Source organism: Kosakonia sp. SMBL-WEM22, from assembly GCF_014490785.1.
In the GTDB taxonomy this organism is placed as follows: Bacteria; Pseudomonadota; Gammaproteobacteria; order Enterobacterales; family Enterobacteriaceae; genus Kosakonia.
The window spans coordinates 3,601,282-3,613,879 of record NZ_CP051488.1; the positions used below are offsets into that span (position 1 = coordinate 3,601,282).

Below are 12,598 nucleotides of genomic sequence, written 5' to 3' on the forward strand. Positions count from 1 at the left end.
CACCATAAGCCTTTGTAGGCCGGATAAGGCGGCACGCCGCCATCCGGCAGAAGCAGCCACAAAGCATTGCCGGATGGCGCTCACGCTTATCCGGCCTACGCAGCAGACCATAAGCCATAGTGCACCATAAGCCTTTGTAGGCCGGATAAGGCGGCACGCCGCCATCCGGCAGAAGCAGCCACAAAGCATTGCCGGATGGCGCTCACGCTTATCCGGCCTACACAGCAGACCATAAGCCATAACGCACCATAAGCCTTTGTAGGCCGGATAAGGCGGCACGCCGCCATCCGGCATGGGCAGCAAACCGCAAGCACATTTTGGTCGGTTAAACCCAAAGACCTACAGCTGCAGAATATCTTTCACAAACGGGATGGTGAGCTTGCGCTGGGCGGTAATGGAGGCGCGATCCAGTTGATCGAGGGTGTCGAACAGCGTGCGCATCTCGCGATCCAATCTTTTTAGCAGAAATCGGCCCACGTCTTCCGGCAACTCAAAGCCGCGAATGCGCGCACGCAGCTGCAATGCTTGCAATTTGTCCTCATCGGAGAGCGGCTGCAGCTTGTAGATCTGCCCCCAGTCGAGACGCGAAGCCAGATCCGGCAGGCCGAGATTGAGCTGGCGCGGCGGCCGATCACCGGTGATCAGCAGGCGGGTTTTGCCCTGCTCCAGAATGCGGTTGTAGAGGTTAAAGATCGCCATCTCCCACGGCTCATCGCCGGCAATGCACTCGATATTATCGATGCAGACCAGCGAGAGGTGCTCCATCCCTTCCAGCACGTCCGGCACGAACCAGGTGCGTTTATCGAGCGGCACATAGCCCACGGCATCGCCGCGCTGAGAGAGTTCGGCGCAGGCGGCATGCAACAGATGGCTTCGCCCCGCGCCTTCGCGCGACCAGAAATAGATGTAACCGCTGTGCGCCTCGCGCAGAACGTTTTGTAACGCCGCCAGTAAGGAGGGGTTATCACCCGGCCAGAAACTCGCAAAGGTTTCATCATCGGGTAAAAATAATGGCAGGGAGAGCTGTGCCGGCGTGTTCAGAGGTACCTCAACAGGGCTTACAAAAAACGCAGTGAGTCTATCATAAAAATCGACGCCGTTTGAACCGGGCGCGAGGCCCGGTGCAATTCTGTGCGCGAGTTACGGTTTCGCCTGCTCATTTTCGGAGGCATCCAGCACCACCTCTTCCGGGCGCAGCACGCTAATCAGCTTGAAAATCAGGCTCAGGCCAACGCCGACAATGGTCGCCAGCGCCATACCTTTCAGCTCTGCCGCGCCGATATGTACCTTCGCGCCGCTGACGCCAATAATCAGGATCACCGACGTGAGGATCAGGTTTTGCGCTTTGCTGTAGTCCACTTTCGACTCGATCAGCACGCGGATCCCCGATGCCCCAATCACCCCGTAGAGCAGCAGCGACACGCCGCCCATCACCGGTACCGGAATGATCTGGATCGCCGCCGCCAGTTTGCCGACGCAGGAGAGCAGAATGGCGATAATCGCCGCCCCGCCAATCACCCAGGTGCTGTAGACGCGGGTGATCGCCATCACGCCAATATTTTCACCGTAAGTGGTATTCGGCGTGGAGCCGAAGAAGCCGGAGATCATCGTCGACAGGCCGTTAGCGAACATCGAACGGTGCAGGCCAGGGTCGCGGATCAGATCGCGTTTGACGATATTGGCCGTCACCACCAGATGCCCGACGTGCTCGGCAATTACCACCAGCGCCGCCGGCAGAATAGTGAAGATCGCGAACCACTCAAAGCGCGGCGTGTAGAACGTTGGCAGCGCGAACCAGTGTGCCTGGGCGATAGGTGTGGTATCGACAACGCCCATGGCGAAGGAGAGCGCATAGCCCGCCAGCACGCCGATCAAAATCGGGATAATTGCCAGAAAACCGCGGAACAGCACCGAACCAAAGACCGTGACCGCCAGCGTTACCAGCGAAATGGTGATGGTTTTACTGTCGGCGCTCTGCCCGTCCGGCGGCAGCAGGCCAGCCATATTCGCCGCCACGCCCGCTAACTCGAGCCCGATCACCGCCACAATGGCGCCCATCGCTGCAGGCGGGAACATTACATCCAGCCAGCCGGTGCCCGCTTTTTTTACAATCAGCGCCACCAGGCAGAAGAGCACGCCGCACATAATGAAGCCGCCCAGCGCCACTTCATAGCCCAGCGGCAACAGCAGCAGCACCGGCGAGATAAAGGCGAAGCTGGAGCCGAGGTAAGCAGGGATTTTCCCCTTGCAGATAAAGATATAGAGCAGCGTTCCGACACCGTTGAACAGCAGCACGGTGGCCGGGTTGATATGAAACAGGATTGGCACCAGCACGGTTGCGCCAAACATGGCGAACAAGTGCTGCAAACTAAGCGGGATCGTCTGCAAAAGCGGCGGTCTTTCACTCACCCCGATAGCACGGCGCGTCATAGTGTTTTCCTCTGAGTGTTGTTGTTAATCTCCCCGTCCGGTGCGGCGGGCAGTGTTTTGTTTCCCAAAAAAAAGCCGACTATCAAAGTCGGCTTTCATTGTGTTGTCAGTTACTTCGTACCAAAAATCTTATCGCCGGCATCGCCGAGCCCCGGGATGATGTACCCCTGCTCGTTAAGCCCCTGGTCGATAGAAGCGGTGTAGAGTTCGACATCCGGGTGCGCTTTCTCCAGCGCCGCGACGCCTTCCGGCGCGGCCACCAGCACCAGCACCTTGATACTGGTGCAACCAGCGTTTTTCAGCAGATCGATGGTGGCGATCATGGAACCGCCGGTCGCCAGCATCGGGTCAACCACCAGCGCCATACGCTCGTCGATGTTCGATACCAGTTTCTGGAAGTAAGGCACCGGCTCCAGTGTCTCTTCGTTGCGGTAGATACCAACAACGCTGATGCGCGCGCTTGGCACGTGCTCCAGCACACCTTCCATCATCCCCAGACCGGCGCGCAGGATCGGCACCACGGTAATTTTCTTACCCTTGATCTGGTCGATCTCTACCGGGCCGTTCCAGCCTTCGATAGTCACCTTCTCGGTTTCCAGATCCGCAGTAGCTTCATAAGTCAGCAGGCTGCCTACTTCTGAGGCGAGTTCACGAAAGCGTTTGGTGCTGATGTCGTTCTCTCGCATCAGGCCCAGCTTGTGTTTGACGAGTGGGTGTTTTACTTCCACGACCTTCATACTCTTCTCCTTCCGCTGACAGGTGGCAACCACAAAAAAAATCGCCGGATTATACCGCTTTTTTCCCGTTTCGCTACAGGCAGCCGCTTGATCGCGATCAATTCGGCTGGAGATGAGTATAAAACAATAATCGACCGCGCCCTGCAACAATGGACTCGCAAACGTTTGCCTTGGCTGTTAGAATTGCGCCGAATTTTTATTGCTACCGCTAGAAAACGCGTGGGGACAGAAGCAGTGACCGATAAAACCTCTCTCAGCTATAAAGATGCCGGTGTCGATATCGACGCGGGCAATGCTCTGGTAGACCGAATCAAAGGCGTGGTGAAGAAGACCCGTCGCCCGGAAGTGATGGGCGGGCTGGGCGGCTTCGGCGCGCTGTGCGCGTTGCCGCAAAAATATCGTGAGCCAGTTCTGGTTTCCGGCACTGATGGCGTAGGCACCAAGCTGCGTCTGGCGATGGATCTGAAACGTCACGACACCATCGGTGTCGACCTGGTGGCGATGTGCGTTAACGATCTGGTGGTACAAGGCGCAGAGCCCCTCTTCTTTCTCGACTACTACGCCACCGGCAAGCTGGATGTTGATACTGCAGCCAGCGTGATCAACGGTATCGCCGAAGGGTGTTTGCAGTCCGGCTGCGCGCTGGTCGGCGGCGAAACGGCAGAGATGCCGGGCATGTATCACGGCGACGACTACGATGTGGCCGGTTTCTGCGTCGGCGTAGTAGAAAAATCAGAGATTATCGACGGTAGCAAAGTCGCCGACGGCGATGTGCTGGTTGCCCTGGGTTCCAGCGGCCCGCACTCCAACGGCTACTCGCTGGTGCGCAAAGTGCTCGAAGTGAGTGGCGCCGATCCGCTGACCACGCAGCTGGAAGGAAAATCCCTGGCCGATCATCTGCTGGAGCCGACGCGTATTTACGTCAAATCCGTGCTGGAGCTGATTGAAAAGGTTGAGGTTCATGCCGTTGCGCACCTCACTGGCGGCGGTTTCTGGGAGAATATTCCGCGCGTACTGCCGGATAACACCCAGGCCGTTATCGACGAATCCTCCTGGCAGTGGCCGGCGGTGTTTGACTGGCTGCAGAGCGCCGGTAACGTCAGCCGTCACGAAATGTACCGCACCTTTAACTGCGGCGTCGGCATGGTGATCGCCCTGCCCGCGCAGGAAGTGGATAAAGCCATTGAGCTGATGAATGCCAAAGGTGAAAAAGCATGGAAAATCGGTATGATCAAAGCTTCCGATTCCAGCGAGCGTGTGGTCATTGAATGAAAAACATTGTGGTGCTGATTTCCGGCAACGGCAGTAATTTGCAGGCAATTATCGACGCCTGTAAACAGAAGAGAATCAATGGCACCCTGCGGGCAGTTTTCAGCAACAAGGCCGACGCGTTCGGCCTTCAGCGTGCGCGGGAAGCGAATATTCCCGCCCATGCGCTGAGCGCAGATCAGTTTGCCAACCGCGACGCCTTCGATCGTGAATTGATGCAGGAGATTGACGCTTACGCGCCGGATCTCGTGGTGCTGGCGGGTTATATGCGCATTCTCAGCCCGGCATTTGTCGCCCACTACGCCGGTCGCCTGCTCAATATCCACCCCTCCCTGTTACCGAAATATCCCGGTTTGCATACCCACCGCCAGGTGCTGGAAAACGGCGATGAAGAGCATGGCACCAGCGTGCACTTTGTCACTGACGAACTGGATGGCGGCCCGGTGATTTTGCAGGCGAAAGTGCCGGTGTTTGCGGGTGATAGCGAAGAGGATATTACCGCCCGCGTGCAGGCGCAGGAGCATGCAATCTACCCGCTGGTGGTGAGCTGGTTTATCGAAGGTCGCCTGACCATGCAGGACGGCGGTGCCTGGCTTGATGGCCTGCGTTTACCACCCGAAGGGTATGCAGCGGACGAATAATTGCCCTATTCACCGGCAGCGGTTTACGCGGGCTGGCTATTTTCCGTGCCGGAGAGACGAAACCGCCTCCGGCACACTCCCCTTCTCACCACTCCGCACTATTTTTCATCACGTTAAGCAATAAAACTGATTACTGTCATACTTTTTTGCCACAGTTGGACATCTGCTAATAAAGCTCGCCATAATAAGTTGTCTTATACGAAGGAACGCCAGCAACGTTCACCTGCAAGTCGGAGCACCGCATGTGCGAGAGGGAGTGGCCGTGCTTCGAGAAAGAACCGGAGTGTAAACAGGAATGGGTCAGGAAAAGTTATATCTCGAAAAAGAACTAAGCTGGTTGTGCTTTAACGAACGCGTGCTTCAGGAAGCCGCGGACAAAAGTAACCCCCTTATTGAACGTATGCGTTTTTTGGGGATCTATTCCAATAACCTTGATGAGTTCTATAAAGTCCGTTTCGCCGAGCTTAAGCGGCGGCTGATCATCAGTGAAGAACAGGGCGTGGCGACCAATTCACGTCATCTGCTGGGCAAAATTCAGTCTCGCGTATTGAAAGCCGACCAGGAGTTCGACGGGCTCTATAACGACCTGCTGCTGGAGATGGCGCGTAATCAGATCTTCCTGATTAACGAGCGTCAGCTCTCGCAAAACCAGCAAAGCTGGCTGCGCAGCTACTTTAAACAGTACCTTCGCCAGCACATCACGCCGACGCTTATTACCCGCGAAACCAATCTGGTGCGCTTCCTGAAGGATGATTACACCTATCTGGCGGTGGAGATCATTCGCGGTGACGATATCCGCTACGCGCTGCTGGAAATTCCTTCCGACAAAGTCCCGCGCTTCGTTAACCTACCACCGGAGACGCCGCGCCGCCGCAAGCCGATGATTCTGCTGGATAACATCCTGCGCTACTGCCTGGATGATATCTTTAAAGGCTTCTTCGATTACGACTCGCTCAACGCCTACTCGATGAAAATGACCCGTGATGCCGAATATGATCTGGTGCACGAGATGGAGTCGAGCCTGATGGAGCTGATGTCCTCAAGCCTGAAACAGCGCCTTACCGCCGAGCCGGTGCGTTTTGTCTACCAGCGCGATATGCCGGATGCGATGGTTGAGATGCTGCGTGAAAAACTGACCATCTCCCGCTACGACTCTATTATCCCCGGCGGGCGTTATCACAACTTCAAAGACTTTATTGGCTTCCCTAATGTCGGCAAAGCCAACCTCGTCAACAAACCGCTGCCGCGCCTGCGCCACGTCTGGTTTGATAAATTCCGCAACGGTTTCGACGCCATCCGCGAGCGCGATGTGCTGCTCTACTACCCCTATCACACTTTTGAGCACGTGCTGGAGATGCTGCGCCAGGCGTCGTTCGACCCGAACGTGCTGGCGATCAAAATCAACATCTACCGCGTGGCAAAAGATTCACGCATCATCGACTCGATGATCCACGCCGCGCATAACGGCAAAAAAGTGACCGTGGTGGTGGAGCTGCAGGCGCGCTTTGATGAAGAGGCCAATATTCACTGGGCCAAACGGCTGACGGAAGCGGGCGTGCAGGTGATCTTCTCCGCGCCGGGCTTAAAAATCCACGCCAAGCTGTTCCTCATCTCGCGTATGGAAGGCGAAGAGATTGTGCGCTATGCCCATATCGGCACCGGTAACTTTAACGAGAAAACCGCACGCACCTATACCGATTACTCGCTGCTAACCGCCGATGCGCGCATCACTAACGAAGTGCGCCGGGTCTTCAACTTTATTGAAAACCCCTATCGTCCGGTGCAGTTCGACTATCTGCTGGTATCGCCGCAGAACTCGCGCCGCCTGCTGTATGACATGATCGACGCCGAGATCGCCAACGCGCAGAACGGCAAGCCCTCCGGCATTACGCTTAAGCTGAATAACCTTGTCGATAAAGGGCTGGTGGACAGACTCTATGCAGCCTCCAGCTCCGGCGTGCCGGTGAACTTGCTGGTGCGCGGTATGTGCTCGCTGATCCCGAATCTTGAAGGCATCAGTGACAATATTCGGGTCATCAGCATCGTTGACCGCTATCTTGAGCACGATCGCATCTATATTTTTGAAAACGGCGGCGATAAGCGCGTCTGGCTCTCCTCCGCCGACTGGATGACGCGTAATATTGATTACCGTATCGAAGTGGCCGCGCCGATCCTCGATCCGCGCCTGAAACAGCGGGTGCTGGATATTATCGAGCTGCTGTTCAGCGATACGGTGAAAGCCCGTTATATCGACAAAGAACTGAGTAATCGCTATGTGCCGCGCGGGAATCGTCGTAAAGTACGCGCCCAACTAGCGATTTACGACTATATCAAATCCCTCGAACAGCCCGAATAATCTATGCCGATACAAGAGAAGATGCCACGACCGGAGGAGTTCGCCGCGGTCGACCTGGGTTCCAACAGTTTCCACATGGTGATTGCCCGTGTGGTGGATGGCGCGATGCAAATCATCGGTCGCCTTAAACAGCGCGTACATCTGGCTGACGGGCTGGACAGCAATAATATGCTGAGCGAAGAGGCAATGGAGCGCGGTCTTGCCTGCCTTTCGCTGTTTGCGGAACGATTGCAGGGCTTCGATCCGGCGAGCGTCTGCATCGTCGGCACGCATACGCTGCGCCAGGCGCTGAACGCGACAGAGTTTCTCAAACGCGCAGAAAAAGTGATCCCCTACCCGATTGAGATCATCCCCGGCAACGAAGAGGCGCGCCTCATTTTTATGGGCGTTGAGCACACGCAGCCGGAGAAAGGCCGCAAGCTGGTGGTCGATATTGGCGGCGGCTCGACGGAGCTGGTGATCGGCGAAGATTTCCAGCCGCAGTTGGTCGAGAGCCGCCGGATGGGCTGCGTCAGCTTTGCTCAGCTCTACTTCGCGGGCGGCACCATTAACGGTGAAAACTTCCGCCGCGCGCGTATGGCGGCAACGCAGAAACTGGAATCGCTGGCCTGGCAGTTCCGCATTCAGGGCTGGAACGTGGCGCTTGGCGCCTCCGGTACCATAAAAGCGGTGCATGAAGTGCTGATCGCTCTCGGCGAGAAAAATGGCATTATCACCCCCGAGCGGCTGGAGAGAGTAGTTACAGAAGTGCTGAAATTTAAGAGCTTCAGCGATCTTACCCTGCCGGGGCTGTCAGATGAGCGCAAGGTGGTGTTCGTGCCGGGGCTGGCGATCCTGTGCGGCGTATTTGACGCGCTGGCGATCCGCGAGCTGCGTCTCTCCGACGGTGCCCTGCGTGAAGGGGTGCTTTATGAAATGGAGGGGCGTTTCCGCCATCAGGACATTCGCAGCCGCACCGCGCAGAGCCTGGCAAGCCAGTACAATATCGACCGCGATCAGGCACGCCGCGTGCTGGACACCACCACGCTGATTTACGATCAGTGGCAGGCGCAGAACCCGAAACTCGGCAACCCACAGCTGGCGGCGCTGCTGAAATGGGCGGCGATGCTGCATGAAGTTGGGCTGAATATTAACCATAGCGGCATGCACCGCCACTCGGCTTATATTCTGCAAAACAGCGACCTGCCCGGTTTTAACCAGGAGCAGCAGCTGATGATGGCGACGATGGTGCGCTACCATCGCAAGGCGCTCAAGCTCGATGAGATCCCGCGCTTTACGCTGTTTAAGAAGAAACAGTTTTTACCGCTGGTGCAGATCTTACGTCTCGGCGTGCTACTGAATAACCAGCGCCAGGCGACCACCACGCCACCGACGCTGCGCCTGACGACCGATGATAACCACTGGACGCTGAGCTTCCCCCGCGACTGGTTTAGCCAGAATGCGCTGGTGCTGCTGGATCTGGAAAAAGAGCAGGAGTACTGGGAAGCGGTAACCGGCTGGCGGCTGAAGATCGAAGAGGAGCAGTCCCCGACCGTGGCGGCGTAAACCGCCGCATTCGCTACTCCTGCACCAGCGCCGCCAATGGCGCGGGTTTACCAATCAGATACCCCTGAAGATAATCGATGCCCAGCGCGATCGCCGCGCTGCGTATCTCTTCGCTCTCTACATACTCCGCCACGACCTGCATCTTCTTCATCCGCGCCAGATGGCAGATCGAGGCTACAATTTGGTAATCAAGGCTGCTTGCAACAATATTGCGGATAAAACTGCCGTCGATCTTCAGAATATCCGCCGTCACGGTTTTCAGCCGCGCATAGCTGGCATAGCCGGTGCCGAAATCATCAATTGCCACCCGACAGCCCATCTGTTGCAGCTGCGATAGGGTATTGATCGCCTGGGCCAGGCTAGGCAAGGCATTACTTTCGGTGATCTCAAAAATGAGTTGCCAGGCCTCAACGCCATACTTCTCAAGCAGAAGAAGCACTTCCTGGGCGAAGTGCGTGCGGCAGAGCGAAGACGGTGAGAGATTAATGGCGAAACGCTGGCCGGGAAGCGCCTCGTGATGCTGTGCCATAAAGCGCAAAACATGCTCGGTTACCCACAGGTCGATGCGCGAAGAGAGGCCAAACTCATGGGCCACCGGCAAGAAGAGATCGGGTTTGATGATCTCGCCGTTCTCCTCACGCAGCCGCAGCAGGATTTCATGATAATCATCACCGCGCACGCCCTGGATGCGCTGCGCCATCAAGATAAAATGGTTCTGCTCCAGCGCAAGCTGCAGGCGGTTCATCATCTCGACTTTGCGTTTCACCCCACGCTGAACGTTAGCCGCCCCGCGGTTTTGCAGGCTTTCCGGGTGGTGGGTCGCCAGCGAAAGATCGGCAATTGTGCTCAACTCCCCCAACAACATATAGAGATGTTTGACCGGCGAGCGCACATAACAGTAGCTAAAGCCAACCTGCGGCTGAAGCGGCATCTCATCCCAGACGAAGCGAAACTGTTTGACCCTGGCATCCAGCGCCTCGATGCGCGTCTGGTGTGATTGCGTATTGAGGCGAATCACCAGATCGTGACCGGAGAGTTGGTGAACGCACTCCTCCGCCGAGAGCAGTGGCTTAAGCCAGTCCGCCATGTGCTGTTTATACTGAATGCGCAGCCAGACACCATAGTTGCGCCCCAGTAGCTCCAGCTCCGGCACGCGTAAAAAACAGAGCACCGACCAGGGCGTATCCGCAAGGGATCGGCTCAGGGCACGCAGGTTCGGCATATGGGTGACAGGATCGATATAGGCCAGCCGCCGGGCGCGATCGTGCACCTGCCGCTGGCGGGTCGCCATAATCGCCATCGCCAGGATCATAAAAGAGAAGACCAGATAGCTTGAGGAGGCAATAGCCAGCTGCACATCCCAGGTCGGCGAATTGGGCAAGTAGTGATAGTAAAAATGAATCGAGAGCACCAGCAGCGGCGTCCAGATAAAGAGCATAAAGCGAAAGCCATAACGCATTGAGCCCCACAGCATCACCGGCAGCAGCAGCGACAGCGTGTAGTTAGTACTGAATATCGAGCTGTTATTATTCAGCGGCCGCAGTAATAGCATCAAAATGGCGGTGATGATGCCTAACCAGATCAGCAGTTCAATACGCGTCACTTTGCGGTCGAACTCGGCGCGCAGCTGTGAGAACCAGGCAATCGCATAGCGCGGATGGCGTAAAATACGGATCAATAAATAGCTAAAAGGAACCCCGGTAATGGCACCGACCAGCAGCGCCTGGTAGTTAATCAATGTTGGTACATTGAGCGCCAGCGCCCCACCCTCATTAACCGCAACATCGAGATTCAGCCAGACCCCGAGCTCAAGCAGGATCAGATAGAGCGTGGCGGGGCTAAGCACCTGCCAGAATACTCGCTGCGTCATCTGCCGCGTCGAACCATACGCAATCTGATGACGACGGGCGACAAACAGCCGGTAGCCGAACCAGCTTAACAGCAGCGGAATCAGCATATGTACGCATCGCTCCACCACGACGAGCGGGCCGGCAGAGGCATAATGGCAGGTTAAGGCGATGATCACTCCGGGCAGTGCGGCCCAACCAAAAAAGGTCATCATGGTGATGAAGAGCGCCATCGGCAGGTAATAAAGCATCACCTCCTGACCGGAAATAATGGTAAACGTATTCGCCAGGTTAAAGAGCGGGTAGAAAACGGGGGTAATGATGAGAGGCAGCGCCCACCACCTGTCTTTGTATCTGTTGTAATTTCTTATCAATGACTTAATCACTCAGCAAATCCGCATAGCGCGAGAGAGAGGGGTTCAGACAGGTTTTCAGCCTGATTTCACAAAACCCAAACGTGTGCCAGCGCGCAAATGATAAGAAATTTAAGAGGTGAATGCGGGGTAACAATTGTTTTAGATCAAGTGATCCGCCTTGCCGCGTTTATATTCGGCTGATTGTCGGCAATCTCGCGGTTTTTTATTTAAGGCGTAAATAATTAATTTATCTTATATAAAATGTGGTGATATTTTATTCACGCTGTTTTTGCGGCAAGCGTGATTGATCTTAATAAGAGAGTGTGACTTAATGTCCTCGTCGCCCGTTGTTCGGGTATTCCTAAGGAACCATTGTGAGTCAGGCAACCAGTATGCGAAAACGACATCGATTTGACAGTCGCATGACCCGTATCGTACTTCTTATCAGCTTTCTCTTCTTCTTCGGCCGTTTTGTCTATTCCTCAGTTGGCGCCTGGTATCACCATCAGGAAAAAAGCCAGTTGCAACCTGTTAGCCAGACTATCGACCCCACCGCCCAACGTTAACATTTTCCGTTTTTTGTCTACACGCTTTTGCGTGGAGTCGCGCACGCCTGCATCTTATCTGCCAAGGGCGAGCCAGCGTCTTAAGACGGTCAGTTGCGGCGCCGAACGGTGAGACAATGCATCGGTTGTTGAAACAGGCTCATTTAGCTTCCCTTTCAGCAGTTGCAAGACGGTTGCCACCCAACTCATCAGGCATATTGCGCAGCCCGCTCGCCAGCGCGGTAAAGGCATCGATCATCTTTGGAAGCGCCTGGTCTGGCTCGTCGCTGGCCGCGACCCACAAAGCGGCATTTAACGCCGCGCCGTTTAACAGGCGCGCGGCGGCGTCCGCATCAACCGGTTTGAGTTCGCCCTCTTTAATCATGCCGGTAACCGTCTGCCGCGTCGCTTCAAGGCAGCTATTCTGGCTCGGCCACTGGGCGGGATCGCCGAGAAATGCCGGGCCATCAAGCAGGACAATCCGCCGCACCTCTTCATCCAGCGCCATCTTAATGTAGGTGATGCCTTCGGCTAGCAGCTGCTGCCACGCATCAGTTTCTTTCGCCGCCTCAGCCTTTGCACGCTGCGCCATTTCGCCATCGATCTCGGCGACCACGGCGGCCAGTAATCCCTTTTTATCGCCAAAATTGTGGTACAGCGCGCCGCGCGTCAGGCCAACGCTGGCGGTTAGCTCATCCATTGAAGCGGCGGCAAACCCTTTATCGGCAAAGGCTCGCCGTGCTGCTGACAGCAATTTTGCGCGGTTCTCTTCCATCGTTTCACTGCGGCGTTTACCGGCCATCATCCTCTCCTCTTCACATACGCGGCGTATCCCATTTGACATACGCCGTGTATGTGGTATTAATTTCATA

General features: G+C 56.0%; 10 protein-coding genes. 5 read left to right on the top strand and 5 right to left on the bottom strand.

Features of this window, described 5'->3' with window-relative positions:
* Positions 1-339: 339 nt before the first annotated feature.
* From HF650_RS17275 to upp, 3 genes are all read right to left on the bottom strand, one after another.
* The gene (locus HF650_RS17275) at positions 340-1,041 is read right to left on the bottom strand and encodes a DnaA inactivator Hda (protein ID WP_187802734.1); all 702 of its coding nucleotides are present in this window, start codon (positions 1,039-1,041) and stop codon (positions 340-342) included.
* 99 nt (positions 1,042-1,140) lie between these two features.
* The gene (gene uraA / locus HF650_RS17280) at positions 1,141-2,430 is read right to left on the bottom strand and encodes a uracil permease (protein WP_187799661.1); all 1,290 of its coding nucleotides are present in this window, start codon (positions 2,428-2,430) and stop codon (positions 1,141-1,143) included.
* A gap of 110 nt (positions 2,431-2,540) precedes the next feature.
* Complete coding sequence (gene upp / locus HF650_RS17285) at positions 2,541-3,167, bottom strand: uracil phosphoribosyltransferase (RefSeq protein ID WP_124967622.1); 627 nt, start codon at positions 3,165-3,167, stop codon at positions 2,541-2,543.
* Between the two features lie 234 nt (positions 3,168-3,401).
* Between upp and purM the strand changes: the two genes are divergently transcribed.
* The 4 genes from purM to ppx all read left to right on the top strand — a co-directional run bounded on the left by purM (position 3,402) and on the right by ppx (position 8,978).
* Positions 3,402-4,439 (top strand): phosphoribosylformylglycinamidine cyclo-ligase, encoded by a 1,038-nt coding sequence (gene purM, locus HF650_RS17290; protein ID WP_187799662.1) that lies wholly within the window; start codon positions 3,402-3,404, stop codon positions 4,437-4,439.
* Complete coding sequence (gene purN, locus HF650_RS17295) at positions 4,436-5,077, top strand: phosphoribosylglycinamide formyltransferase (RefSeq protein WP_187799663.1); 642 nt, start codon at positions 4,436-4,438, stop codon at positions 5,075-5,077. The genes purM and purN overlap by 4 nt, the downstream gene beginning before the upstream one ends.
* Before the next feature lie 295 nt (positions 5,078-5,372).
* Positions 5,373-7,433 carry a polyphosphate kinase 1 gene (gene ppk1, locus HF650_RS17300; protein WP_187799664.1) on the top strand — a complete coding sequence of 687 codons (2,061 nt, stop codon included), beginning with the start codon at positions 5,373-5,375 and terminating at the stop codon, positions 7,431-7,433.
* A gap of 3 nt (positions 7,434-7,436) precedes the next feature.
* Positions 7,437-8,978, top strand: coding sequence for an exopolyphosphatase (gene ppx / locus HF650_RS17305; RefSeq protein ID WP_187799665.1), 1,542 nt, complete (start codon positions 7,437-7,439; stop codon positions 8,976-8,978).
* 13 nt (positions 8,979-8,991) lie between these two features.
* On the opposite strand, the gene HF650_RS17310 is transcribed toward ppx, so the two are convergent.
* Positions 8,992-11,211, bottom strand: a complete 2,220-nt coding sequence (locus HF650_RS17310) for an EAL domain-containing protein (RefSeq protein ID WP_223284195.1) — start codon at positions 11,209-11,211, stop codon at positions 8,992-8,994.
* A gap of 344 nt (positions 11,212-11,555) precedes the next feature.
* Between HF650_RS17310 and HF650_RS17315 the strand changes: the two genes are divergently transcribed.
* Complete coding sequence (locus tag HF650_RS17315) at positions 11,556-11,747, top strand: YfgG family protein (protein ID WP_071789562.1); 192 nt, start codon at positions 11,556-11,558, stop codon at positions 11,745-11,747.
* A 139-nt stretch (positions 11,748-11,886) separates the two neighbouring features.
* On the opposite strand, the gene HF650_RS17320 is transcribed toward HF650_RS17315, so the two are convergent.
* Complete coding sequence (locus HF650_RS17320; protein ID WP_187802736.1) at positions 11,887-12,528, bottom strand: TetR/AcrR family transcriptional regulator; 642 nt, start codon at positions 12,526-12,528, stop codon at positions 11,887-11,889.
* Positions 12,529-12,598 lie beyond the last annotated feature (70 nt).

What these genes read in the sequence shown, in the direction of transcription:
- HF650_RS17320 (WP_187802736.1), bottom strand. Translation starts at nt 12,528, where the DNA reads ATGGCCGGTAAACGCCGCAGTGAAACGATGGAAGAGAACCGCGCAAAA.
- ppk1 (WP_187799664.1), top strand. Translation starts at nt 5,373, where the DNA reads ATGGGTCAGGAAAAGTTATATCTCGAAAAAGAACTAAGCTGGTTGTGC.
- uraA (WP_187799661.1), bottom strand. Translation starts at nt 2,430, where the DNA reads ATGACGCGCCGTGCTATCGGGGTGAGTGAAAGACCGCCGCTTTTGCAG.
- upp (WP_124967622.1), bottom strand. Translation starts at nt 3,167, where the DNA reads ATGAAGGTCGTGGAAGTAAAACACCCACTCGTCAAACACAAGCTGGGC.
- purN (WP_187799663.1), top strand. Translation starts at nt 4,436, where the DNA reads ATGAAAAACATTGTGGTGCTGATTTCCGGCAACGGCAGTAATTTGCAG.
- ppx (WP_187799665.1), top strand. Translation starts at nt 7,437, where the DNA reads ATGCCGATACAAGAGAAGATGCCACGACCGGAGGAGTTCGCCGCGGTC.